At 38.9% G+C, this 25,967-nt stretch carries 28 protein-coding genes and 1 tRNA gene; 17 read left to right on the forward strand and 12 right to left on the reverse strand.

Annotated elements, in window-relative coordinates; all coding sequences use genetic code 11:
- Positions 1–56 precede the first annotated feature (56 nt).
- Both GVK91_RS02420 and GVK91_RS02425 read left to right on the forward strand, forming a co-directional pair.
- Positions 57–302: a hypothetical protein gene (locus tag GVK91_RS02420; protein WP_153848492.1), complete on the forward strand. Its 246-nt coding sequence runs from the start codon at positions 57–59 to the stop codon at positions 300–302.
- Positions 303–309: 7 nt separating this feature from the next.
- Entirely contained in the window at positions 310–645 is a 336-nt protein-coding gene (locus GVK91_RS02425; RefSeq protein WP_227550360.1) for a hypothetical protein, read from the forward strand.
- A 28-nt stretch (positions 646–673) separates the two neighbouring features.
- Here GVK91_RS02425 and GVK91_RS02430 read toward each other — a convergent pair whose 3' ends face one another.
- From GVK91_RS02430 to GVK91_RS02440, 3 genes are all read right to left on the reverse strand, one after another.
- Positions 674–1,330, reverse strand: a complete 657-nt coding sequence (locus GVK91_RS02430) for an MgtC/SapB family protein (RefSeq protein ID WP_159726732.1) — start codon at positions 1,328–1,330, stop codon at positions 674–676.
- 63 nt (positions 1,331–1,393) lie between these two features.
- The gene (locus GVK91_RS02435; RefSeq protein WP_159726735.1) at positions 1,394–3,763 is read right to left on the reverse strand and encodes an endonuclease MutS2; all 2,370 of its coding nucleotides are present in this window, start codon (positions 3,761–3,763) and stop codon (positions 1,394–1,396) included.
- A 21-nt stretch (positions 3,764–3,784) separates the two neighbouring features.
- On the reverse strand, positions 3,785–4,555 hold the full coding sequence (locus tag GVK91_RS02440) for a DUF4296 domain-containing protein (protein WP_153848495.1): 771 nt from the start codon (positions 4,553–4,555) through the stop codon (positions 3,785–3,787).
- Positions 4,556–4,628: 73 nt separating this feature from the next.
- Between GVK91_RS02440 and GVK91_RS02445 the strand changes: the two genes are divergently transcribed.
- From GVK91_RS02445 to GVK91_RS02490, 10 genes are all read left to right on the forward strand, one after another.
- Positions 4,629–5,321, forward strand: a complete 693-nt coding sequence (locus GVK91_RS02445; RefSeq protein WP_153848496.1) for a YggS family pyridoxal phosphate-dependent enzyme — start codon at positions 4,629–4,631, stop codon at positions 5,319–5,321.
- Positions 5,314–5,766 carry a GNAT family N-acetyltransferase gene (locus GVK91_RS02450; protein ID WP_153848497.1) on the forward strand — a complete coding sequence of 151 codons (453 nt, stop codon included), beginning with the start codon at positions 5,314–5,316 and terminating at the stop codon, positions 5,764–5,766. Before GVK91_RS02445 ends, GVK91_RS02450 begins: the two co-directional genes overlap by 8 nt.
- 63 nt (positions 5,767–5,829) lie before the next feature.
- The gene (locus tag GVK91_RS02455) at positions 5,830–6,579 is read left to right on the forward strand and encodes a DUF3298 and DUF4163 domain-containing protein (RefSeq protein ID WP_194932945.1); all 750 of its coding nucleotides are present in this window, start codon (positions 5,830–5,832) and stop codon (positions 6,577–6,579) included.
- Between the two features lie 23 nt (positions 6,580–6,602).
- The gene (locus tag GVK91_RS02460) at positions 6,603–7,865 is read left to right on the forward strand and encodes an aspartate kinase (RefSeq protein ID WP_153848499.1); all 1,263 of its coding nucleotides are present in this window, start codon (positions 6,603–6,605) and stop codon (positions 7,863–7,865) included.
- A complete protein-coding gene (locus GVK91_RS02465; protein ID WP_159726738.1) occupies positions 7,866–9,053 on the forward strand; it encodes a hypothetical protein in 1,188 nt (395 codons plus the stop codon).
- A gap of 46 nt (positions 9,054–9,099) precedes the next feature.
- Positions 9,100–10,089, forward strand: coding sequence for an LLM class flavin-dependent oxidoreductase (locus GVK91_RS02470; RefSeq protein ID WP_153848501.1), 990 nt, complete (start codon positions 9,100–9,102; stop codon positions 10,087–10,089).
- 58 nt (positions 10,090–10,147) lie between these two features.
- Positions 10,148–10,960, forward strand: coding sequence for a hypothetical protein (locus GVK91_RS02475; RefSeq protein ID WP_153848502.1), 813 nt, complete (start codon positions 10,148–10,150; stop codon positions 10,958–10,960).
- 11 nt (positions 10,961–10,971) lie between these two features.
- Complete coding sequence (locus tag GVK91_RS02480; RefSeq protein WP_159726740.1) at positions 10,972–11,628, forward strand: DUF1345 domain-containing protein; 657 nt, start codon at positions 10,972–10,974, stop codon at positions 11,626–11,628.
- A 44-nt stretch (positions 11,629–11,672) separates the two neighbouring features.
- Positions 11,673–12,059 (forward strand): hypothetical protein, encoded by a 387-nt coding sequence (locus GVK91_RS02485; RefSeq protein ID WP_088161542.1) that lies wholly within the window; start codon positions 11,673–11,675, stop codon positions 12,057–12,059.
- 91 nt (positions 12,060–12,150) lie between these two features.
- Positions 12,151–12,570, forward strand: coding sequence for a c-type cytochrome (locus GVK91_RS02490; protein ID WP_075992600.1), 420 nt, complete (start codon positions 12,151–12,153; stop codon positions 12,568–12,570).
- Positions 12,571–12,771: 201 nt separating this feature from the next.
- Here GVK91_RS02490 and GVK91_RS02495 read toward each other — a convergent pair.
- Positions 12,772–12,851 (reverse strand) — tRNA-Leu (locus GVK91_RS02495).
- 182 nt (positions 12,852–13,033) lie between these two features.
- On the opposite strand from GVK91_RS02495, the gene GVK91_RS02500 reads away from it, so the two are divergent.
- Positions 13,034–13,987, forward strand: coding sequence for an aldo/keto reductase (locus GVK91_RS02500; protein ID WP_159726742.1), 954 nt, complete (start codon positions 13,034–13,036; stop codon positions 13,985–13,987).
- Between the two features lie 243 nt (positions 13,988–14,230).
- On the opposite strand, the gene coaD is transcribed toward GVK91_RS02500, so the two are convergent.
- The 3 genes from coaD to GVK91_RS02515 are packed head-to-tail and all read right to left on the reverse strand — an operon-like array spanning position 14,231 to position 16,036.
- Positions 14,231–14,707 carry a pantetheine-phosphate adenylyltransferase gene (coaD, locus tag GVK91_RS02505; RefSeq protein ID WP_159726744.1) on the reverse strand — a complete coding sequence of 159 codons (477 nt, stop codon included), beginning with the start codon at positions 14,705–14,707 and terminating at the stop codon, positions 14,231–14,233.
- Between the two features lies 1 nt (position 14,708).
- Complete coding sequence (gene rsmD, locus GVK91_RS02510) at positions 14,709–15,248, reverse strand: 16S rRNA (guanine(966)-N(2))-methyltransferase RsmD (RefSeq protein ID WP_153848506.1); 540 nt, start codon at positions 15,246–15,248, stop codon at positions 14,709–14,711.
- A complete protein-coding gene (locus GVK91_RS02515) occupies positions 15,239–16,036 on the reverse strand; it encodes a DUF3822 family protein (RefSeq protein ID WP_153848507.1) in 798 nt (265 codons plus the stop codon). The genes rsmD and GVK91_RS02515 overlap by 10 nt, the downstream gene beginning before the upstream one ends.
- A gap of 85 nt (positions 16,037–16,121) precedes the next feature.
- On the opposite strand from GVK91_RS02515, the gene GVK91_RS02520 reads away from it, so the two are divergent.
- The 3 genes from GVK91_RS02520 (at position 16,122) to GVK91_RS02530 (ending at position 20,670) form a co-directional block, all read left to right on the forward strand.
- Positions 16,122–17,546, forward strand: a complete 1,425-nt coding sequence (locus GVK91_RS02520) for an ATP-dependent RecD-like DNA helicase (RefSeq protein WP_159726746.1) — start codon at positions 16,122–16,124, stop codon at positions 17,544–17,546.
- Between the two features lie 87 nt (positions 17,547–17,633).
- A complete protein-coding gene (locus tag GVK91_RS02525; RefSeq protein ID WP_159726748.1) occupies positions 17,634–20,120 on the forward strand; it encodes a DPP IV N-terminal domain-containing protein in 2,487 nt (828 codons plus the stop codon).
- Between the two features lie 7 nt (positions 20,121–20,127).
- Positions 20,128–20,670, forward strand: a complete 543-nt coding sequence (locus tag GVK91_RS02530; RefSeq protein WP_153848510.1) for a hypothetical protein — start codon at positions 20,128–20,130, stop codon at positions 20,668–20,670.
- A 20-nt stretch (positions 20,671–20,690) separates the two neighbouring features.
- Here the strand turns inward: GVK91_RS02530 and ruvB are convergent, their stop codons facing one another.
- From ruvB to pdxH, 5 genes are all read right to left on the reverse strand, one after another.
- The gene (ruvB, locus tag GVK91_RS02535; protein ID WP_153848511.1) at positions 20,691–21,713 is read right to left on the reverse strand and encodes a Holliday junction branch migration DNA helicase RuvB; all 1,023 of its coding nucleotides are present in this window, start codon (positions 21,711–21,713) and stop codon (positions 20,691–20,693) included.
- A gap of 11 nt (positions 21,714–21,724) precedes the next feature.
- Complete coding sequence (locus tag GVK91_RS02540; protein WP_153848523.1) at positions 21,725–22,462, reverse strand: polyprenol monophosphomannose synthase; 738 nt, start codon at positions 22,460–22,462, stop codon at positions 21,725–21,727.
- Between the two features lie 363 nt (positions 22,463–22,825).
- Positions 22,826–23,992, reverse strand: coding sequence for an NADH-quinone oxidoreductase subunit D (locus GVK91_RS02545; protein WP_153848524.1), 1,167 nt, complete (start codon positions 23,990–23,992; stop codon positions 22,826–22,828).
- Positions 23,993–24,027: 35 nt separating this feature from the next.
- Entirely contained in the window at positions 24,028–24,516 is a 489-nt protein-coding gene (locus GVK91_RS02550; protein WP_159726750.1) for an NADH-quinone oxidoreductase subunit C, read from the reverse strand.
- Positions 24,517–24,518: 2 nt separating this feature from the next.
- Positions 24,519–25,172, reverse strand: a complete 654-nt coding sequence (gene pdxH / locus GVK91_RS02555; protein WP_153848513.1) for a pyridoxamine 5'-phosphate oxidase — start codon at positions 25,170–25,172, stop codon at positions 24,519–24,521.
- 153 nt (positions 25,173–25,325) lie between these two features.
- Between pdxH and GVK91_RS02560 the strand changes: the two genes are divergently transcribed.
- A complete protein-coding gene (locus GVK91_RS02560; RefSeq protein WP_075992590.1) occupies positions 25,326–25,889 on the forward strand; it encodes a YqgE/AlgH family protein in 564 nt (187 codons plus the stop codon).
- The last annotated feature ends 78 nt before the right edge of the window (positions 25,890–25,967 follow it).

The following is a 25,967-nucleotide window of genomic DNA, read 5'->3' on the forward strand; positions in this document are numbered from 1 at the left end:
TGCATTTGGGCGTTTTTTTATATTTTTATGCTAATTTTAAAAAACACGAAATTTACATGAGATTAATAGCTGAACTCCCCCATCCCGATTGCAAGATTTCAATTTTTGGTATGAATCAAAAATTCATTATTAAATTCGAGCAAGGAAACTTAGAACAATCCTATAAAATTGCAGAAATGGATATAATTGGCGGTGTAAATGGGGTCTTTGATTTACTCGACGAAGAATTTCTAAAAAGTGTGATCGATCAATTCGCATCGATGCGCCAATCTTTTAACAGTGCTTACAGTAGATACGAATAAAAAATCCATGCTGAACTATATCTATTTTGTGGCATTTTGGGCCTGCCAAATTATTTCATCTATCCTGTTTAAACTTGGCGGGATACATCCAAAGTATAAATGGACAACTTTAATTATTGGAAACATTATTCTTTTATCGGCAAGTTGGTTTCTTGTACAGTTATTTAAAAATGTCTCTCAACCTATCGTAATTGCCTTATGTTCTGGCGGTACATTTTTGACCGTCCAGTTAGCGATGGCGCTATATTTTAAAATTCCATTGAGCTGGCAGCAAGTATTGGGTATGTTTGTCATTATTTCAGGTATGGTTTTGATTACTTTTGGAGGTAAAGAAACGACCTAAGCTATGCTGAGATTAGTTATAGATCTGTTTATTTGTTATAGTAAAACTCATCTATAACTAATGAACCTGCCAATTGTTGGTTAAAACGATCTAGATCGTTCATTTTGCCAGAAATATCATACATTACCTCCAACTTACCATTGATCTTTTCAATAATACGCCTGGTAGCTTTAATCTTAAAATCCAATGCCAACTGTTCAAACTCATGTAAGTGATAAAACTCATTGGAACTAAATTTCACGTGTAGAGAACGGATTAGGTAATAACGAGCCAGAAGAATTTCGATCCGCTGAAAAAGTGCGAGTATTACCACCATAAAGACAGCAAAGGAAATGGCATAAACCAATTGCCCCAATCCGGCAAACATGCCAATACCAGCTGTCGCCCAAATAACGGCCGCTGTTGTGAGACCGCTAACAGATAGCTTACCTTTAAAGATCACACCTGCGCCAATAAAGCCTATACCAGTCACAATATTTGCAGCAACGCGATCCGTACTATTTCCAATAAACAAACAGGAGGCAATAGTAAACATCGCCGAACCGAAACAAATAAGCACTACCGTTCGAAATCCAGCAGATTTATTCCTATACTCACGTTCAAAACCAATTAAACTGCCACACAAAATTGAAGTGACAGCGTTTAACAGAGGCTCACTAGTCAAAAAGTTAATAATATTCTCCATACTAAACTTTGCAGAAAGATGAAACATGGAGCTGCGAATGTTCGGAGCTCCATGCAATTTAGGCTATAGATAAGCGTAAGTTATACCATCGCCCCCACGATCCTGATGCTCGTCCTCAAAACGGCTTACATGGCTATATTTACGAAGGTAGTCGCGAATAAATTTGCGCAAAATACCATCACCTTTACCATGAATAATTTTTAAGGATGGATAACCTATCATGACAGCCCGATCCAGAACACGTTCTAATTCATTCAGTGCGTCTTCTGTGCGCATGCCTCTTAAATCAAGTTCTGGTTTAAAATCAGCTACACTACCAGAAGATAGTGATTTTGATAGGCTTTTTGCAGACTTCTTCCCTTCCCGACCTTCGAGTTTAAGCACATTCTTTCGCTTTTGAACAGTACGCAATTCACCCATGGCAAGAATAAGATTGTTCTTTGCAATTTCGACAATCTGCGCTTCAGCACCATTATCTATAATCTGTACCCAATCCCCAATATTTAATACGGTGGATTCAGGCATTTTCTCTTTGACGATTTGCTTTGCTGGTTTTTGCTCTTTGGGGAGAACAGCTTGAAGTGCCTGATCCAAATTGCTGCGCAACTCACGTGTTTTCTCTTTGTCCGCTTTTGCAGATTTGATCTGTGCTACCGTATTTTCGATTAACTTATTCGAACTTTTAATAATCTGCTGTGCTTCCTCTTTCGCCTTCTTCAAAATCACGCGCTTATTTTCTTCCAAATAACTTTGCAATTCCAAATACTCCGATTTAATTGACTCCAGTTCCTTCTCGCGCTTATTAATAGCAACTTTTGTATCAAACACCTCTTTCTTTTCTCGTTCAAGATCGATCAATAGTGTATCTACCTTCTTCTGTTGAACACCAATTTTACTTTTAGCAGATTCCAAAATATCCTTACTTAATCCTATTTTCTGCGCGATTTCGAAAGCATAAGAGCTTCCTGGCTTGCCAATTTGAAGGATATACATCGGTTTCATTTCGCGATTGTCAAATAACATTGAAGCATTTTCCAAACCCGTCGTGTTACTAGCAAATACTTTAAGATTTGAATAGTGTGTTGTCACAACTCCCCTAATTTGTTTTTTGCTAAGTGATTCCAATACAGCCTCAGCAATAGGTCCGCCAAACAAAGGGTCAGTACCTGTTCCAAACTCATCGATCAGTACCAAAGTACGCCCGTTTGCAAATTCTGTAAAATATTTCATCTTGGACAGATGTGCACTGTAGGTACTTAAATCACTCTCAATGGATTGATCATCGCCTATATCTGCAAATATTTGCTTAAAAACACCGACTTTACTTGTCGGTTCCGCTGGTATTAATAAGCCCGATTGCACCATGATTTGCAACAGACCAACCGTTTTCATACATACAGATTTCCCTCCCGCATTTGGCCCTGAGACAACAATAATGCGTTGAATATTATCGATTTGAATATTCAACGGAACAACAGTATGATGCTGATTCAGCAATAGAAGCGGGTGTCGACCATTGACCAAATTAATCTCGGCCTCCTTCGATAACTCGGGCATCTCCGCCTCAATATCCAAGGCAAAAAGTGCTTTCGCGCGCACAAAATCTACTTTGGTCAATAGGCTATGATAGGAAAGCAATAGCGGAATATGTGGTCGGACCTTGTCCGTTAGCTCCACTAAAATACGGATGACCTCACGTCTACGTTCAAACTCTAAATCCCTAATCTTATTGTTTAACTGAAATACTTCTTCAGGTTCTATATAAGCTGTTTGTCCCGTAGCTGACTCATCATGAATCAAACCTTTGAGCTTTCTTTTATTTTCCGCAAGAATAGGAATACAGAGCCTTCCATCCCGTATCGTCAGATTCCCGTCCGCTGTCCAGCCACTGTCCTGTGCGCTCTTAAAGATACTATTGATACGTTTAAGTGCCTCCTGTTCTGCTCGTTGAATCTGTTGGGTTATTTCCAATAGTAATCGGGAAGCATTATTTTTAAGCTTTCCACGTTCATCAATGACCATTTCGATATCGCGAATAATCCCCTTTTCGATCGGTAAATGTTCAAACAATATTTCTAGATTGGGATAGAGTCCTTCCCGTTCATTAAAATAACGAATAATCGCGTAAACAGTCTTGAGGGATAATAACACCCGAAAGAATTCATCCTCGAATAAAAATGCTCCCTCAACCCGAGCCTTCTCAATAATGGATCTAAGCGGAAAGAAATTTTCAACTGGAAATGCGCCATCATTCATTAGAAGATCCTTAAACTCGCTGGTCTGTCTTAAAAATCGGTCGATTTGGTCAAACCGGGTTTGAGGTTGAATTTTTTCAACTAGCTCACGCCCCGACTCGCTTAAGCATTTTTGTTTTATTTTATCTTTTATCTCGGAAAATCCGAGTTTATCAATTGCATTTATTGGATATACCATAGAAATTATATTCTTTGATGGTTAAAGTTTCGTCGGCGGCTTGATATGTTGCGGCGGCGTAAGAATTGGTCTTTTTTCCAATTCATTTGTTGGTAATTGTGGCTCCACACGCTTTTGTGTCACAACAGTATCCTTGACTGAAGTACCAGGTGTTTTCAGTTTGGAAGCTGTATCTTTCTGTGGAGAAGGTGATTCAATTGGTAAATTTGAATTACCAACCGACAATTGGTTCATGAGATAGCCGTTCAAGCTTATACCAGTCTTTGTCTGAAAGCTTGTATTAAACAAGGAAGAAGCTTCTCTAAAGTTGAATTTCGTCTTATTTGGCAGATAATGGATAAGGGCTGCAATTCGTTCCTGATAAGCCTGCTGTGCACGCATAACGCGATTGGTGCTATCTTGAATACGCATATTCTGTATTGAATCGCGCGTTCGAATTGAATCTTGTTTTTTACGTTCTATATCTGCGTAAATCTTATTCTCCTTCGTTAAATTATCCTCCACTTTTTTATAAATCGCAGACATCACTTCAGCATCCTTACCATAATAGTCTAAATTCTTTCGAAAAGAAATCGAATCCAATCCATATTTATCAAAGGTCACTTGATACAATGGCAACATCACTTTACGTGCACTATCAATGGGTAAAATATTAAGATAAGAGTCTGTCAGCTGAATTTCTGTCAATGCATCCACAAACTTACTTTGAGAGATAATATCTTTCCCCCCAGTTCCGACACAAGAACCAAATAAAAAAATCACTGCAAGTAGATTCAGTATTAATCGTAGCATTTCGTAGTTTTGTACAAATTTACAAAAAGCACCGACATTTGGCACTTTTTACATCATCAAAACTATATCGGAAATGAGTATTGCTAATAATTTAGAAACGTTAAGATTGGAAACCGAGGCTGTTGGGGTACAACTTGTAGCAGTTTCAAAAACAAAATCCAATTCGGACATTATGGAAGCCTATGAGGCAGGACAACGTATCTTTGGTGAAAATCATGTTCAAGAATTAGTTGAAAAAGCAGAGCTTTTACCTAAAGATATTCAGTGGCATATGATTGGTCACCTTCAAACAAATAAGGTTAAATATATTACACCATTCATCAGCTTAATTGCGTCAGTTGATTCATTAAAATTATTAAAAGAGATTAACAAACATGCTCAGAAAGCGAAGCGTACAATCGACTGTTTGTTGCAGGTATATATTGCAGAAGAAGAAACAAAATTTGGTTTCGACCATGCTGAGCTAGTTGAGCTTCTTCGCGACGACGAGTTTCTAGAATTAAAAAATATTCGAATTTGTGGCTTAATGGGCATAGCATCCAATACGGATAAAGAAAAAGTCATTAAAGCTGAATTCTATGAGTTAAAAATGTTATTCGATGGGATTAAGGCAAGTTTTTATCGGAAGGAAGAGTATTTCAATATTCTCTCCATGGGGATGTCTTCAGACTATAAGCTGGCGATTGAAGAAGGTTCAACAATGGTACGCATCGGAAGCACAATATTTGGTAAAAGAGTAATCAAGCACTTCAAAAACAATGATTAAAGCAACCATACGAGAGGCAATTGACAATGATTGCCCACAAATGCTCGAGCTGATTAAAGAATTGGCTATTTTTGAAAAAGCACCAGACGAAGTCACAGTATCACTTGAAGAATTTAAAGATGCAGGCTTTGGAAAGAATCCCGTTTGGGGCGCATTTGTTGCTGAAGTGGATAGCGAAATTGTCGGAATTTCATTATATTATGTCCGATATTCGACGTGGAAAGGCAGAAGACTCTATTTGGAGGATCTGATTGTCACCGAAAGAATGCGAGGTCTGGGGATAGGAAAACTGCTTTTTGATAAAACTTTAGCTTACGGTAAACAATGTGGATTCCATGGCATGGTATGGCAAGTCCTCGATTGGAATGAGCCCGCTATAAAGTTTTATGAAAAATATAAAGCAAACTTTGATGCCGAATGGATCAATGTGTCAATCACTTATTAAATAACAGAGATAATCTATTCAATGCGATTTTACTTTTCTTTAATAGTATTAGTTATCAGCTGTTTGCTGTCCGCTTGCAATGACCACAAAAAGGCCGCTATAGCGACACAGCCCACAGACACACTCTCCTATAGTCAAAAAAGCATAGATGAGCATAGCAATTATTTTCTAAAAGAAGATGATCGACTGGATACAACGTATTTTCGCGCAAAATACCCTGTTTTTCAAGAAGATAATATTAATGAACTTATCACCACTATTGTTCATCTCGAAGGCGACACAAGTATGCAGGAGGCCGCCCGTCGTTTTATTAATTCTTACAATGAATATGTGGAGGATAATAACGGCAAATCCACTTCAACCTGGAACCGGGACCTACAGGTCGATGTGATTGCCAATACTCCTGTTTTTCTGGGACTAAGGACAAAGCAGGACGAATACACGGGCGGTGCACATGGTGACCACTTTACCCTTTATTCAAACTTCGATAGACAGTCAAACAAACAGATTATGATTGATGACATTATTCAGAAAGAGAATAAAGATAAATTTGTCAAAATCGCTGAGCAATATTTCCGCAAACAAGAAGGGTTAAGCACGGACGATTCTTTAAGTGGAAAGTATTTTTTTGAAGATGGTAGGTTTTCGCTCGCAGATAATTTTACGTTTGAAAAGGACGATATTCTATTTTATTATAACGTATATGAGATCAAATCCTATGCGGAGGGAAATACAGAATTACGTATTCCCTACACGACATTCAAACATTTGATTTCGGACAAAGGATTACATTATATAAATAGTATCAATTAGCAATCAACTAAACTAATAAATAAATGCAGGTTTTTAAATTTGGGGGCGCATCAGTAAAGGATGCAGAAAGTGTCAGAAATTCAGCGCGGATTATTTCAAAATACAAGGGCGAAGCCTTGTTAGTTGTCATATCAGCGATGGGAAAGACAACAAACCTTCTAGAAAAATTGACCAAAGAATATTTTAACAATACTGGCAACCAATTTCAGACATTGGAAGAGGCCAAAGAATTTCACTTTCATATCCTTCGAGAATTATTTCCTGAGGCTGAACACCCTATATTTGATGAAATTTCTAACTGCTTTGTGGAGATCGAGTGGATTTTAGAGGAGGAACCTCAAGATTCATATGACTATCTTTTCGATCAAATTGTATCGATGGGTGAACTTATCTCGACAAAGATCGTGGCAGCTTATGTTGCTTTTATCGGTGAAAAGGTAAAATGGCTCGATGCGCGTGATTATATATTCACAGACAATACGTATCGCGAAGCAGTTGTAGACTGGAATAAAACTGAAGAAAAAATTCGCACGGAGCTGCCTGCAATACTTGACGAATATATCGTGATTACGCAAGGTTTTTTGGGCTCTACCTCTGAAAATTTCACAACTACTTTGGGTCGTGAAGGCTCCGATTATTCGGCTGCGATCTTTGCTTCCTGCCTAAATGCCGAAAATGTAACGATTTGGAAAGACGTTCCGGGTGTACTTAATGCCGATCCAAAATGGTTTGAGAAAACCGAGCTAATTCCCGAGTTATCCTATACGGATGCCATCGAACTTACCTATTATGGTGCAACGGTCATTCACCCTAAAACCATCAAACCATTACAGAATAAGAAAATCGCATTGAACGTACGTTCCTTTGTCGACCCCGATTCTCCGGGTACTATGATAAAAAGTACGAATCAAACCTTACCTGTTCCTTCTTTCATATTCAAGGTAAATCAAATTTTTATTTCCATCTCTCCAAGGGACTTCTCTTTTATCGTGGAAGATAATTTAAGAGATATCTTCAATCTATTCTACGAGCATCGTATCAAAATCAATATGATGCACAACACAGCTATCAATTTCACCGTTGCAGTAGATGATACTGGAAAAAATCTGGTGGACTTAATCAATGAGCTGGAGCAAAGATTCAAAGTCAAATATGAATCCGGACTCGAGCTTATTACAATTCGTTATTACAATCAAGAAACAATTGATCGCGTTTTGGTTGATAAGCAAGTTATTAGTGAATTAAAGGATACATATACCTGTCAGCTTCTCGTAAAGAAAATATAAATGAATACATTGATCCTTCAAGAGGAGATTCAACAGTTTTTAGAAAAAAACGCACTTGAGTCCCCTACTAAAATTGTATTAAAAAAATCTCCTTTTGAAGGAATATCGTCTTCCGAGCTTGCCGCACAACTCGACGGAAGACAACGGGCTAGCACAAAAATTCCCTTATGGGCGGAAACGCCAGGAATCTATTTTCCTGCCAAGCTTAACTTGGAGCAATGTTCTTCGGAAACAACGGCAGTATTCAAAAGTTCACTGATTAAAAAAGGTACAAGCTTAATTGATGCCACCAGTGGCTTTGGCGTAGATAGCTTTTATTTCTCAAAACAGGCTGCACAGGTTACGTCTTGCGAGCTAAATCCTGATTTGGCAGCGATCACAAAGCATAATGCCGCTTTATTAAAAGCGGATAACCTTCAGATCATTGCCGCTAACGGTGTCGATTATATTCTCAATGATCCAATCAAACAATTTGATTACATCTATTTAGATCCTTCGAGAAGAGTTCAAAACAAAAAGGTCTTTTTATTGGATGAATGTGAACCTAATTTAGTGCAATTGCAGGATGACTTTTTTCAGCGCAGCAACACCATCATCAGCAAACTTGCACCACTATTGGATATCTCTTCTGCCATACAACAGCTGAGACATGTGAAAGATGTTTATGTTGTATCCTCACAAAATGACTGCAAAGAGCTTATTTTCGTGCAAGAAAAAGATCATGAAGGTGACGCCGTCATTCATGCCGTCAGATTATATCACGGACAGCAACAAGTTATCTCCTTCACCTATGAAAGTGAGCGCGCTCTCGTAAATGAATATAGCGAACCACTATCCTATTTATATGAACCAGATGTTGCTCTCTCCAAAGCTGGCGCCTTTAAAACGGTTGGCCAATTATTTGACATTAAAAAACTTCATAAAAACACGCATCTCTACACTTCCGATCAAAAGATCGAAAACTTTCCTGGTAAAACATTTATCGTAAAACAGGTAGAATCCTTTTCTGATTTCAAGAAAAACAAGAAATCATTGCAATCAGGGATCATTGCCAAAAATTTCCCGCTCAAAACAGAAGAGATTAAAAAGAAATTTAAAATCAAGGATGCTGGGGACTCCTTTTCTTTTTTTACGACAACCCTAAATGATCAATTTAGTGTCATACATACACAGCGAATACTAGAATAGACATTTTCATTACAATTGTCGAAAATCTTCTCCGTAATTTTAATGTATGGATAAAATAGCATTATCAGCATTGGATTTAGCTCCGATCAAAAAAGGGGAGCATACAGCGAGCGCGTTGGCTCGCACCGTAAAAATTGCCCGACATGTAGAAAAATTAGATTTTAAAAGAATATGGATGGCCGAACATCATAATATGGAATATATTGCCAGTTCAGCAACTTCACTCCTAATACAACATATCGCATCAAATACCAGTTCTATTCGCGTGGGTTCTGGTGGGATCATGTTGCCAAATCACGCTCCTTTAGTCATCGCAGAGCAATTTGGAACCTTAGAAACCTTATTTCCAGGGCGTATTGACCTAGGTTTAGGACGTGCACCAGGCACTGATCAATTGACCGCAATGGCTTTACGTAGAAACAACTTGAATACAGCCTTTCAATTTCCACAAGAGGTAAAAGACTTACAGCGCTACTTCAGTGCAGACAACTATGACGCAAAAGTACGTGCCTTTCCGGGAGAAGGACTGGATATTCCACTTTATATCCTCGGGTCAAGTACCGATAGTGCCTATTTAGCCGCTAGTTTAGGTCTTCCCTATGCTTTTGCAACGCATTTTGCTCCAGCTCAGTTTGCCTCAGCAAGCATGATCTATCATCAAAATTTTGTTCCTTCTAATGCATTGGAAAAGCCATATTTCATCTCTTGTGTCAATGTTATTGCTGCCGATAGTACCGAAGAAGCCAATTTTTTGGCAACCAGTTTCTATAATCTATTTGCTGGTATTGTGACAAATACCAGAAGGCCACTTTCAGAACCTACTCAAGAAGTTATCTATAAAGGCATTCCAGCTATAGAGCAAGCCGTGCAAAGTATGGCTTCCTGTGCATTTATTGGCGATGGCACTAAAATTCTTCCAGAAATAGAAAAATTCGTAAACGATCACAAAGTGGACGAGATCATGGCCACTTCCTATATCTTTGATGATGAAAAGTGTCTCCACTCGTTGTCATTGTTGAAAGAAATACTCACTTAAGGATCCAAGCTACTTTATATACGGTGAATTTTATATATTTAAACAAAATTCACCGTATATGAATGTTTTTTTCCCCCTCAGCCTAATATTGGGTTTGCTCTCCCTGCAGGCATGCACCAACCATACAACAAAACAACAGCAAGATCGACCTGATACAAAAAATGTATCAGACAGTCTAACGATATCGACTGTCGAAGACACAACATCTTCTATTTACCCAAAAGCAGATCCTTCAAAAGGTCAGATTTTCCTTGTTCGTAGTTACCGTATCTGGGAAAAGGAAGATCCAACGGCTGTCTTAAATAAAGATTGGTATGATATTTACGAAGAAAATGGCCAATACTATTTGGCAAAGGCGGATTATGTAATTAAAGATGGTTTTGATGATTGTGCTCAAGTGCCTTCTAAAAGTGTCGAATCACGAAGAAATTCTTTGTTATTCCTGAAATTTAGCGGCCTTAAGCCCGGTCTTATAGAACATGTTAAAATAAATCAGTCCGAGATTTGGCCAAAAGAATCCGTCCAGTATACTTTTAAGAACCAAAAAGTAAACCTTAAAGCACTAGGAGATATTAAATCCACTGAAGTGCAAACTGACGAAAATGGTCACGAGAAAGTATTTCATGAGGTTGCCAATTATAGACTCAACTATAGTGCAACTAATGGAAATAAAGAAAAGACACTTTTCCAGGTAGATCAATATGACCATGTGTTTATGAAGACATTATTTGTTGGAGATATTGACCGGGATGGCGCTCTCGATTTTATTTTTTCCAATCCAAGAAATTATGAGGAAGAGGCGCTATTGCTGTTGCTTTCAAATCATGGCAACCCACTGATTTTTGATGCAGAAGAACAGTTTGATTGTTAATAGAACGTGAAATGGGAAAAATAAACTATTACCTACATCGAATGCAATCCATTCATAGGGCACTGATTTCGGTCTGTATTTTTTTATTGATCTACTTCATCTCTCCCATTAAAACCATCCCCTTGCTCAATTTAATGTTGTGCTGGTTTGGTTTTTGTCTTTCCTACGTTTTTATATCTTGGTATATATTCTACACCACACCTATTTCTACAATTGCTCGAAAAGCACAGCAAGAAGATGGTAGTCGTCTCTTCGTATCCCTTTTTATTATTTTAGTGACCATAGGCTGTTTTATTTCAGTATTAATGATTATCATATCAAGTAAGGATAAACAGCTGAATGATGCTTACATTATCATTATTTGTATGCTAGCCATGTTGGCCTCATGGATATTGGTTCATACCATATATACCTTTCATTACGCACGCCTATACTACGAACATAATGCATGTGGAACTGGACTGGAGTTTCCAGGAGATGATCAGCCAGATTATTTGGATTTTGCTTATTTTTCATTTGTAATGGGCTGTACCTTTCAAGTATCTGATGTGGGAGTCTCTTCAAAAAAAATAAGAAGAGTAGCATTATTTCACGGCCTCCTCTCCTTTGCTTTAAATACGTTTGTCGTTGCATTGACTATTAACATCATTTCTGGTTTGATCAATTGAGATTTTGGCCAAAAAAGCTTATTTTAGCACAAAAAATTACACACATGAAATTGTTCATCCCCTTAGCTGCGCTCAGTTTATCTATTATTCTAATCACCTCATGTGCAAAAAAAGATAACACAGGGGACGGATCTGCAGGGGCTTCCGGCAGTTTTATAGGCCGTGTTCAATATCAGGATAATTCATTGGATGTGGATCGGGATAATCGTTTGATACGTGTTTTACAAGTGAGCGGAAACACCTATAAAATTGAATTTTATACAGGCATTCCGAATATTACAGACTTTGTATTAAATAAAACAAATGATAGTACCTGGGTCTCTTCCGACACCACCGGCTTAAAAAACGTGACGATTGAGGGGAAAATGCTGACAATTAACTACCAGTCCAATAGTCAAAGCTGGAACGTTACGGATGCAGTACGTAAATAATAATCAATCTAAATTGTCATATTAACTTCATTTTCTGTTTGAAAATTATCGCTTTCTCCCTATATTTAGGTAAGCATAAAGGAAAAGAGAAATGAAAAAAATAAATAAATTAGGTGCAATTGCATCGGTGTTTGCTATCGCCCTTGCTTTGAGTGCATTTAGCTTCCAACAGGAAAAACCTAAAGAAGAACCAAAACCGACCAATCTAAAAGTTCTTCCCAAGAATATCTCCCACGATGAATTGATTTCTACGATGAAGGAATTTAATGTCGCTTTGGGCGTAAAATGTGGTTTCTGTCACGCACCATCGAAAGAGGATCCTAAAAAAATGGATTTTGCAAGTGACGATAACCACAAAAAAGAAATTGGACGAGCGATGATTAAGATGACCCAAAAGATAAACAAAAAGTATTTTAATCGTAGCTGGGATAGCTCGCCTGCCAAAGCTATTTCCTGTAAAACCTGTCATGGCGGAAAAGAAGAACCAGAGATGGTCTTGGCAAAAAACTAATCAAACCACATATTCATGTAACACCATAATACCCTGTATTATGGTGTTTTTTATTTCTAATACATTTTAATGGAGAAAGCTGAAAAGCAGAAGAATGAGGCCATTAGTTTTGGAAATGACCTTAAGCTAAGCATAAAAAGCAGTGAGCAAGTAAGTAAGAAGTAAGTAAATAAAAAAAGCTTCTCTATTGAGAAGCTTTAGTACCCGGAGCCGGAGTCGAACCGGCACGGTTTCCCACTGGTGTTTGAGACCAGCGCGTCTACCAATTCCGCCATCCGGGCATATCCGTTTGGGATGATGCAAAAGTAAGCAAAGTTTTTATTATTCCAAATCACCATAACGCGCATTTTTAAAACTCACTGAAAATGAATGAGAAAATTTTAAAAAAACTTTTCACTGCCCTATCAATTGATTGAAAATGGCCTTTTTTACGTAATTTTAATCAGGAAACAATCAAATGATCATGGAAAAAGTAAAACTCGGAAACAGTGAAATTGAATTCAAACCTCTTGTCTTTGGTGGAAATGTATTTGGCTGGACCGTCGATGAGAAACAGTCTTTCGCCCTGTTAGATGCTTTTATCGATATGGGATTCAGTCTTATTGATACATCCAACAACTATTCACATTGGGTCCCGGGGCACAGTGGGTCCGAATCAGAAACAATTATTGGCAAATGGATCAGCAAAAGAGATATTCGCGATAAAATTCAGATTGCAACAAAAGTCGGCGGACGTCGAATAGACAATAGTAAACCTAATCTTAAAAAAGAGTATATTATTAAATCTGTGGAAGATTCCCTCCTTCGGTTGAACGTAGACACAATCGATCTTTATCAATCTCATCACGATGATCTGACAACTGGAATCGATGAAACACTGGAGGCTTATCATCACCTGATCCAGACTGGAAAAATAAAATGGATCGGTGCTTCAAACCTAAGTCCAGAACGTATTTCAGAATCCCTCCAAATAGCCGAAGACCACAATTTACCATATTATATCGCTATCCAGCCTGAATATAACCTTTACGACCGTATGAAATACGAAGAGCAGTATGAACAATTGGCCGTTGATAATCATCTGGGCGTAATCAGTTACTATTCACTTGCCAGTGGCTTCCTGTCGGGCAAATACCGCTCTATTGATGACATCAAAGAGACTAAGCGTTACGATGCATTAAAAGACAGGTTTAACGCGCGCGGCCTGCGCATTTTAGATGTGTTGGCTGAGATAGCACACACACAACAAGCTAGTATGTCAGCTATTGCCTTAGCCTGGAATTTACACAGGCCCTCAGTTACGGCGCCTATTGTAAGTGCAACCAGTATCCAACAGCTCGAGGAGCTCAGCAGAGCTGTAGAAATTAAGCTGACACCGGAAGAGTGTTTTCTCTTGGACAAAGCAAGCTCTTACTAGACTAAAAACAAGGGAAAAACAATTTAACACACTGAAAATAATAGTATTAAAAACACTTCAATTGCATTACCAAATAATATTTGGCCACACAGCATACAAGAAAGTGAAATGACCTTAATTTAAGAAAACATATTAGTTAGATAACGAATATAAGTCCTTGTTTTTCAAATATAAAAAATGGCTAACAAAATAATATTCTGTTAGCCATTTTTGTTAATACCTCGTTGACTTTACTCAGGTGACTTATCTTATCTTTTCATTCAACAAAGATAGAATGGAAACAGGCACCATTGTACTGATATCTCCTCCATTAAACCATACGTCTCTAACAATGGATGAAGAAATATGAGCCTTTCCAGATCTACTCATTAAAAAATAGCTTTCAACATCATTATTGAGCAATAAATTATTTTGAGCAACAGCGTTTTCAAATTCAAAATCATTAGTATTTCGGAGCCCACGCAATATAAAACGCGCTTTAACTTGCTTACAGAAATCTACTGTAAGACCTTTATATTTATGCACCTCAACCCTACTTACGTCCTTAAAAACACGGCTAATTGAATCTACCCGCTCGTCGTGATCTAACATTCCTTTTTTATTGGCGTTATAGCCCACGGCAATAATAATTTTATCAAATAGCGGCATTGCTCTCTCAACAAGATCTTGATGAGCTAAAGTAAAGGGATCAAAAGAGCCCGGAAAAACAGCAATTTTCATATTAGATAGTCTTAGCGTAAAAGGAAAATGATGAATACCCGTATTTTCTAGTTTCTATAAAATTTGGATGATCTTCCATCTGTCTTGTTGACGGATGCTCAACAACAAGAAGCCCATGTTCATGTAACAATTCTTGTTCAAAAATTAATTTTGGCAATTGTGGCAATTTGGGAATATCATAAGGTGGGTCTGCAAAAATAAAATCATAAGTATTCTTACAGCTGGCAATAAACTTAAATACATCGGCTTTCCTTGCTTTAATTTGCTCCAGTTTCATCTTCCCGGCCGTATCATTAATATATTGCACGCATTTGAAATGAAGATCTATTGCATCTACTGATTCCACATCCCGTGATGCGAGCTCAAAACTAATATTCCCTGTTCCTGCAAAAAGATCCAGACACTTTAAACGATCAAAATCCAGTCGATTCTGTAAAATATTAAACAGCGCTTCCTTAGCGATATCCGTGGTTGGCCTCACAGGTAAATTGGTCGGTGGGTTCAGCCTTAAACCACCTAAACGACCTCCGATTATTCGCATAGTATAGAATCAAACAATACATTATATGGGGCCAAATTTGACTCGATCTCGCTATCTGCCAATACGACTTTTGTCTTCAAATCCAATATTTCGATATCACCCGCATAAGTAGAGATACGTTTATAATAGGATTCATTTGGAATTTCTCCTGAAAGGAGCACTTTATTGATGGAGTCCCCTAGATTGAATTGTGTTAAAATATTAAGCACATAGTAGCTGATATCATCTAGATTATGAATTTCAAAACTATTATAAAGCTGGAAAACACCATTTTTAAACAGATAAAAATCAACTGTATTGTCAGCTACAAAATGAAGCCCCAACACACTCCCCCTAATGGATACACGCTCCTGTGCACGGTCAAGTACAACCGCAAATTCTGGAAGTATAACAGCATCAGGAAACAACCGCTTCCATCTATTCAATAAAAGTCCATCAAACTGATATACAGCAACTAAATTAAGATTATCTAAAGAATAGCTAAATGTATTTTCAAGATCAGTTGTACCTAAAAACTGTAGGTAATCGCTGATGTTTTCGCTCAGAAAAAATTCTTTTGGAATAAATGTAAAAGTTTGATGTGGTATCACAACGCGGACAAACCGAAACGGAAGGCTCATAATTCGTGTGGCATCCAAAATTGGCTCCTCAGACGGATACTCGATCAAAATCGGTACGATCGACTTTTTATCAACCACCGCCAAGACATCCTTCTGAAAGCCAGCCTTGACCAAAAGATTGTATTCCGGTAAATAATGAATATTAAATTGTTTTGAAATATAATTCATTCGCTGAATTGTAAAAATTAAAACTTCTTAGAGCAAAAATAGCTTTTTCTAGAGGATAAGACAAACCTTTTAAATAACTTTGAGGGTGTTCATCAAAAATCTGTTAATACAGCAATTCCCTTGGCAAGCCACCGAACAGCAGTTGGAGGCTTTCGAATTATTGCAAGAATTTCTACTCGCTTTTGACAAGCAATCCTGCTTTGTACTTAAAGGATACGCGGGTACGGGAAAAACAACGTTAATTTCTGCGCTAGTTAAAGTGCTACCTGCATTGCGAAAAAAAGCTGTTCTGCTCGCGCCAACAGGAAGGGCTGCAAAAGTGATCACCTATTATTCGGGACGCAAGGCACTGACGATCCACAAGAAAATATACCGTAAAAAATCTGCTGTTTCATTCCAGCTGGATTTCACCTTGGCGGAGAACCTGCATGAAGACACTTTATTTATCATCGATGAAGCCTCAATGATCTCCAATGCGTCTGTGAATGCATTTTCGGCAAGCCTTTTGGACGACTTGATCCGTTATGTGCAATCAGGGAAGAACTGTACCCTATTATTTGTTGGAGATACGGCTCAATTACCTCCAGTGGGACTCTTGGATAGTCCTGCCTTAAACCCAAGCTATCTCGAAAGTGAATTCCATCTTTGCGTTTATCCTTTTGAGCTAACCACGGTTGTCCGCCAATCCAAAGACTCCGGTATATTGTATAATGCAACCAAAATACGCGAAGAGATAGCCTCGGCAGAGGAAGATCAAAATGACTTCCCCTTTCCAAAATTCATAACAAATGGATTTAAAGACCTTTACAGGATGACAGGTGAACGGTTAATCGAGGGAATAAACTATGCATATGACAAATATGGGCTCGAAAATACAATGATTATCTGCCGTTCTAATCGATCAGCAAATTTATACAATCAGAATATAAGGAACAGGATTTTGTTCCGGGACGAGGAGCTCACTGGCGGAGATTATATTATGGTTGTAAAAAACAACTACTTCTGGCTGCAGGAAAACAACATGGGCGATGGATTTATTGCAAATGGCGATATGGCGAAAGTCCGAAAAGTAAGTAATATCCACGGTCAGCATGGATTTCGATTTGCAGATGTCACACTTGAATTTGTAGACATTGATGAAATAGAACCCATCACCTGCCGCGTTATCCTAGACAGCCTTTATACAGACAGTCCCAATCTGCCCTATGAAACCCAAAAAGCACTCTACGAAGAGATTGCTTTGGATTATGCCGACATCATGGATAAGAAGGACAGACTCGAAGCAATTAAAAAAGATCCTTATTATAATGCGCTTCAGATTAAATTTGCATTTGCAATTACCTGCCATAAAGCACAAGGCGGCCAGTGGCCAATCGTATTTGTCGACCAGGGTTATATAAACGATGACATGTTGGATCTTGAATTTTTAAGATGGCTATACACTGGGGTTACCCGGGCAACAAAGGAACTTTTTCTGGTCAATTTCAATGAAAACTTCTATCCATCATAGGATTATTACACGAATCATTCGCAAAAGAACCTAATAATAGATATTTTTACGTTCGGAACCATTATTATACAATTATCTATATTATTAATGCATAAGTACTACTTAATCTTAGCGGCGAGCTTATTGCCCTATGTTAGCACTGCACAACAGGCGAAGGAAGCGCCTATAAAGCCCAATTATCAGTTGGCTGCAAAATTCTCCCCTGAAAAATTAAAGAAAATGATTTTTTCGACTAGCATCAAACCAAATTGGATCAATTTTTCCGATCGCTTTTGGTATGATTACGCAAGTCCACAGGGAAGAAACTGGTACATTGTAAACCCTGCGCTGAAAAAGAAAGAACTTCTTTTCAATAATGAAAACATCGCCGCTCAGATTACTAAAATCGTTAAAAATCCTGTAGATGCCCAGCATCTGGAATTACAGGGGCTTCGATTTACCAAAGATGAGAAAAAATTAAGGTTCCAGGTTCAGAGTACCAAAGATACGGTGAAATCCAAAGATGAAATACAAAAGCTCAAGAACAAGTCCGATACGACCAAAAAGAAACTATTTTATTTGGAATATGACTTAGCAGCACAGTCTGTCGTTGAAATCAGTGACTCAACAAAAGTAAAATCACCATTGGGGTGGGCGACATTCTCCCCTGACACCAATACAGTCTATTTTGCGAAAGATTACAACTTGTATTGGATGGATAAATCCAACTATATTAAAGCGGTAAAGAATGAAAAAGACAGCACCATTGTAGAGCACCAGATAACAAAAGACGGTGTACAATATTATGCTTGGGGCGGCGATGAATACAGCACTACTACAGGTGAGGACAAAGACAAAGACAACGATCAGAAACGTAAACGAGTATGGGTCAGCTGGTCGCCGGATGGACGTTATTTTACCTTGACCAGAAAGGACAACCGTTCTCTAAAACCCTTATGGGTAATCAATAATGTTGGCTCATCTAGACCAACACTTGAAACTTATAAATACCAAATGCCGGGCGAAGTCGATTCGACAGAAACTGAACTATATATCTTCGATGCAGCAGCAAAAACTCCACGCCGCATCAATATAGCCGCGTTTAAAAATCAGACCATCTCTACCTGGACAAAAACTCCGGATAAAAATTCTTATAAAGAGGATTATTTTATCAACTACTGGTTAGGCAATAACGACGAGTTCTATATTTCACGCGCTAGCCGTGACCTCAAACGGATTGATCTCCTAAAGGTCAATATAAATGGTACGGTAAACAATATTATCCAGGAGCGTTCCAATGTATATTTGGATGTTCAAAAACCATTCCTTATCGAAAACAAAAAGCAATTAGTCCATTGGTCAGAAAGAGATGGCTGGGGTCACTACTACCTTTACGACACGAATGGAAAATTGATTAATCAAATCACAAAAGGTGCCTTTCATACGGAGGAAATTACCGGTTTAGACCCTGCTTCAGGTACACTATACTTTACAGCATCGGGGCGTGAGAAAAACGAGGACCCCTATTATCTACATCAGTACAGTGTAAATACAAATGGCTCCGGAATTAAATTATTAAACTCAGGAAACTTTGATCACCAAGTGGAAATGAGCGAATCTTCCCGATACTTTGTCAATAATTCCTCTAGAGTAAACACGACTCCTGAATCTGTCTTATACAATAGCAATGGACAGAAAGTAATGACACTGGAAAAGGCAGATCTATCCTTACTATTTGCTGCGGGGTACAAATTCCCGGAACCTTTTAAAGTAAAAGCCGGAGATGGTACCACGGATCTTTATGGAGTCATGTATAAACCATTTGACTTTGACAGTACCAGAACTTACCCCATTGTGGAATATGTATATCCCGGACCCCAAACCGAGGCTGTCAATAAATCTTTTGGAAGAAGTATGGACAGAATCGACAGGCTAGCGCAGTTTGGCTTTATCGTCATCACAGTCGGCAACCGTGGCGGACATCCTTCACGTTCACAATGGTATCATACCTATGGTTATGGCAATTTGCGCGACTATGGTTTGGAAGATAAAAAAGTCGCTGCAGAACAGCTTGCAGATCGTTATAAATACATCGACATTAACCGCGTTGGTATAACTGGCCACTCCGGAGGTGGATTTATGTCTACAGCCGCAATGCTTGTTTACCCTGATTTCTTTAAAGTTGCGGTATCTGGTGCTGGAAACCATGAAAATCAGATTTACAACCGTTGGTGGAGTGAGCGCCATCATGGGGTAACAGAAAAAGTATCCGCTAAAGGCGATACAACATTCTCCTACCAAATCAATAAAAATACGGAGCTCGCAAAAAACCTAAAAGGTAGACTACTTATCGCTACCGGAGATATTGACAATAATGTACACCCGGCAAATTCCATTCGAATGGTAGACGCATTGATAAAGGCTAACAAAAGATTTGATTTCCTGCTATTACCTGGACAAAGACATGGCTTTGGCGATATGACTGAGTATTTCTTTTGGAAAATGGGCGATTACTTTAGCCAATATCTGTTGGGTGATTCCAAGATGAACGAAGTTGACATGACTGAAATGAATCGAGAAAAACCACAAAAATAACGGTTACATGACCTACGATGAAAAATTAGCATTTTTATCCGTTACCTTGAGATCTTTCGAGGTAACGGATTTTTCTTTGGATATTCTTCAAGGAATAACCCTGGCCGATCTGCTGAACATCTCCTTAGAGAAGGACAAAAAGATTGCCTTTCGCGCCGCTTGGGTATTTGAAACCATCGTTTTAAAGAATACAACGTTGCTAAAATCTGTTCTCCCACAGTTCTTGGACAATTTAAAAAAACAAAAGAACTGGAGCTGCCTTAGAAGCTACACTAAAATTTTGCTATTTTTGACGTCGAAAAAAAACAAAGAATATACGCTTCAAAATGAGATAGAAGAAGAAATTATCGAGCATTCCTTCCAATGGATGATTGAACCTACATGTCCTGTCGCTGTACTGGTCAACTGCCTGGACATCTTAAATAACTTGCGAAAGAAGCACCCTTGGGTATATGAGGAGTTGCAGGCCCAGATAAGCTATTTTCAACGGACAAAACCTAGTCCAGCCTTATTGAGCCGGACTAATAAAATTATTCAGCAGAAAAATTAAAATATACTTTTCACTCGCGCTTAAAACAGTGTATTTCCTTTCGAGAGGTTGACACGGCCCAAATGCTTATAAGCAGCCTCGGTACATTCGCGTCCCCTTGACGTCCGCATAATATATCCTTCTTGAATCAGAAAGGGTTCATAGACTTCCTCAATCGTACCTTCATCCTCCCCAACTGCTGTGGCTATGGTTTTTAATCCTACAGGACCACCTTTGAATTTGTCGATAATGGTCGTTAAGATTTTGTTGTCCATCTCGTCTAAACCATTTTCATCCACATTAAGCGCATGCAAAGCATACTTCGCTATTTCTTTATCGATGCTCCCATTGCCCTTTATCTGTGCAAAATCCCGTGTACGACGCAGTAAAGCATTGGCTATCCGGGGCGTCCCTCTGCTCCTTCGTGCAATCTCATAGGCGCCTTCATCAGAAATCGGTGTGTTTAAGATATGAGCCGAGCGCAGCACAATAGTTGTCAGCAGTTTTGCATCATAATATTGTAAGCGTGAATTAATTCCAAAACGTGCACGCAAGGGGGCTGTCAAAAGACCTGAGCGGGTTGTTGCCCCTATCAAGGTAAACGGGTTCAGGGAAATCTGAACAGACCGTGCGTTTGGCCCCGTTTCCAGCATAATGTCAATTTTGAAATCTTCCATTGCCGAATAGAGATATTCCTCTACTAAAGGGCTTAAACGGTGGATCTCATCGATAAACAGGACATCTCCTTCTTCAAGATTTGTCAATAATCCTGCTAAATCACCCGGTTTATCCAATACAGGTCCCGAAGTAATTTTGATACCAACCCCCATCTCATTAGCAATAATATGGGATAAGGTCGTCTTTCCTAAGCCTGGGGGGCCATGCAGCAAAACGTGATCCAGCGCCTCTCCTCTCAGCCTAGCTGCCTTCACAAAAATATTGAGGTTTTCTAATATTTTAGCCTGTCCCGTAAAATCTTCAAAAGCCTGAGGCCGCAAGGCCCGTTCAATATCACGATCTGTATTGCTCAGACGTTCTGGATTTGGATCTAAATTCTCGTTCATTGTGGCAATATTTAATTTCTCTTGTAGCGCTTTCCGATACTTCCTAATTTCAATTGGATAACTCCAAAAAAAGCTTCCTTAAAGATACTTGTGCTCATCTTTGATGTACCTTCGGTCCGGTCTGTGAATATAATGGGTACTTCAACCACATTAAAGCCATATTTTATGGCAGTGAATTTCATCTCAATCTGAAAAGCATAGCCTACAAACTTAATCTTTTCGAGTGGGATTGTCTTGAGGACTTCCCTGGAGAAACAAACAAATCCCGCAGTAGCATCCTGGATATTTATTCCAGTTATAAAACGAACATATACCGAAGCGAAATAGGACATCAGCACACGGCTCATCGGCCAATTGACAACATTCACGCCCTTGATATAACGCGAACCTATGCTCATGTCTGCGCCGTCCACACAAGCCTGCCGTAAGCGAAGCAGATCCTCTGGATTGTGGCTGAAATCAGCATCCATCTCGAAAATATATTGGTAATGTTCGCGGGATAGTGCCCATTTAAACCCATGGATATATGCCGTTCCTAACCCCAGCTTCCCGGTTCGCTCTTCGATAAACAAACGGCCAGTAAATTCATTAACCTGTAAATTCTTGATGATTGTAGCCGTCCCATCGGGAGAACCATCATCTACAATTAAAATATCAAATGCGTGTGATAAGGAAAAAACTTTGCGAATGATTTTTTCAATATTTTCCTTTTCATTATATGTTGGAATGATAACTAAACTATCCGTCACTTTTTTATATTTAAGACCAGTAAAGGTAATCATTTACGTTAAATTCTAATACAGGAATTCGATGAAATCTACAGGATAATCAACAATACTCGGGAGAAAAGACAGTAAACCCTTCAAGCTCAAACCAACACACCGGCATCATAAATAAGCGGCATCAATAAGTTACACCCTATAAAAAGAGAAGCCCGCTACTTTGGGAGTAACGAGCTTTCATTAACCAATTATAAACTTAAATTATGAGACTGCAAATATGATGAAAATTGCTTTCATTTACAAATTTATTTGCGTTTTCATGCAACATTTTCAATACAATCTCTATTTTATTTTGCTAAATCGTTTATAAAACATGCATACTACCGCAATCTAACGATCCACCTCCCCCAAAACGATATCAATCGACCCAAGGATCGCTATCAAATCAGCGATCAGCACCCCTTTTCCGAGTTCTGAAATCACCGAAAGGTTATTAAAACTTGGCCCCCTTGATTTTACACGTAATGGAATATCTGATTTATCTTTTGTGACAAAGTAGAACCCTAATTCTCCTTTCGGATTTTCAGCACGGACGTAGTAGTCCTGCGCTTTCAAATTCACTTTCTTCGGAACCAAAGCTCGCGGATCAAATTCGGCTGTGCGTATAAAGTCTTTCTGTAATCGCTCAAGGCATTGCTCAACAATGCGAACAGATTCCTTGACCTCATCTACTCTAACTTTATAACGATCCCAGCAATCACCAAGTGTCCCCATTTCACCTTTTCCCACAGGTATCTCAAAATCAATTTCTGGGTAAACAGAATAGCCATCTATTCTTCTCAAATCCCATTTTATCCCCGAAGCACGCAGCATAGGCCCCGATACACCATAATTTATGGCAACATCAGCAGGAAGTACACCTATTTTAGCTGTACGGGAAATAAATATTTGATTCTGTGTCAATATCTCATCAAGTTCGACCAATTTAGGCTTGAAATAGGCAATAAATTCCGTACAACGCTCTTCAAAGCCAACGGGTAAATCATAAAATAAACCTCCTACCCAGATATAGTTGTACAACATCCGGGAACCTGAGGCCCATTCCAACATATTCATGATATGTTCACGATCCCTAAAACACCACAGAAATGGCGTTGTTGCGCCGATATCAATACCATATGTACCAATAGCTATAAGATGGGATGCTATCCGGTTGAGCTCACAGACCAAAACCCGAATGTACTCTATTCTCTTAGGTATTTTACTGTCGAGTCCAAGCATACGTTCAACCCCCATTACGAAAGCATGGCTATTGTTCATCGAGGCCAGATAGTCCAGGCGATCAGTAAATGGAATTGTTTTTGCATAATTCAACGATTCAGCATGCTTATCAAAACAACGATGCAGATAACCCAAGTGTGGAACAACCTCTTTCACGATCTCTCCGTCTGTAATCAGTTGTAACCGAAGTACACCATGCGTCGAAGGATGCTGAGGTCCCATATTCAACACCATTTCCTGGCTTGAGATCTCTGTGAGGTGTTTTTCATAGCGCATTAATGCCTCTTTATATTTTGGATTCGCCATTTTTATCAATTAATATGAATGCCATGATATTTTTCTGCTTCCTCATAATCCTTTCGTAAAGGATAGCCTTCCCAATCGTCAGGCAGCAAAATCCTTCTCAGGTCCGGATGTCCCTCAAAATATATCCCCATAAGGTCAAATGCTTCGCGCTCATGCCAGTCTGCAGTGCGCCACACCGAAGTAAGCGAAGGAATCTCAGGTAGTTCATTCAGCGAACGATTACCAGCCAACTCAACTTTTAAGACCAAACCGTGTTGATAAGGCAAGGAATTTAGATGGTAAACAATGGCAAAATGCATTTGATAATCCACTGCAGTTAGGTTGCTTAAAAAATCAAAGTACAAGCCTTCTGTATCCCTCAGAAATAAACAAACGGCTACAAGATCTGCTTTATCAATAAAAAGTGCTGGCTGCAGCCCATTCCGATCTTCTTTAAGAATAATTTGAGTTCCAAATTTGGAAACAAGCATCGATTTAATTTCGTCAAATGTCATATTTATGGAGCTATGCGCGTAATCTTCCAGGAATCTGACACTTTTTTATAGACCATACGATCATGTAGCCGACTTGCACGCCCTTGCCAAAACTCGAAATAAATCGGTTTCAATAGATAGCCACCCCAATGTGGTGGTCTCGGTACAGAATCGTTTCCAATATATTGGTTCTCGAGTTCCTCTACCCTGTTTTCCAAAAAACTGCGGTTAGGGATTTCGTGACTCTGCGGGGATGCTAACGCACCGATACGGCTTGCTTTTGGCCGCGATTGAAAATATTCATCCGAATCGGTCTCACTCACAAAATCAATAACACCTTCGATCCGGACCTGTCTTTGTAATTCAGGCCAAAAAAACAACAATGCAACATGCGGATTAGCTTTCATGTCTTCCCCTTTACGGCTTTCATAGTTTGTAAAAAAGACCAGTCCCTCTGCTATGATGTCCTTCAATAAAACAACTCGCGAGGACGGTAATTGATGGGAAGACACCGTTGAAAGTACCATGGCATTGGGCTCGATTACCTCGCTGTGAATAGCCTCGTCAAACCATTTTTTAAACTGGTGGACTGGATCATGATCCACATCCGATTCAGATAGGCTACCTAATACGTAATCCTGTCTGATTGCTGCAATATCTTTATGTTGAATGGACATAGAAACCTGTTTTTATATCCTACAAACTTACTAAAATCATTGCTTTTTCTCTATAAAGTTAGTAGAAATTGACAAAATCCTAATTTTGGCACAAATCTCGCATAGATTAAATAAAAAAGATTAAATTCAATAAATAATTAAAATTCGCGCTATATGTTTACCGAACTAGACCCACAAAAAGGAAGTTTATTGATTTCCGAACCTTTTATGCTAGACCCCAGATTCCTCAGATCTGTGATATTGTTATGTGAGTACAATACGGAAGGTTCACTCGGATTTGTTCTAAATAATCAAACCAATGTTCGCATAGGCCAATTATTGGAATCTATACCGGATTGCAATTTCCCGATCTACGTCGGCGGCCCTGTAGCTCAGGAAAGCCTTTTTTTTGTCCATAGCCGTTTTGATTTACTGTTGAGCGGCGAAGAAGTGGCTCCTGGAATCTATTTTGGAGGCGATGAAGAGAAGCTTATCGAAGCCATACAAACGGATAGCATAAAACCTGACGAATTAAAATTCTTTATCGGATATTCTGGATGGTCTGCCGGTCAATTAGACGGCGAAATAAAAGAAAACAGCTGGGCTGTACAAAACAAATACCACCATCAGCTCATTTTTGAAGGTAACGGTGAATTGTTGTGGAAGGATGCCATTATTGGACTTGGCCCCAAATATGCACATGTAGCCAATTTCCCACAGAGCCCAGGCCTAAATTAATGTTAGGGACTTGCGCTCGCTGGCAGTTTACTTGAAGAGCCCGTAAATTCAGCGAATGTGCCTATGACAAAATAGGCT

This window comes from Sphingobacterium sp. 18053 (assembly GCF_902706145.1).
Lineage (GTDB): Bacteria > Bacteroidota > Bacteroidia > Sphingobacteriales > Sphingobacteriaceae > Sphingobacterium > Sphingobacterium paramultivorum.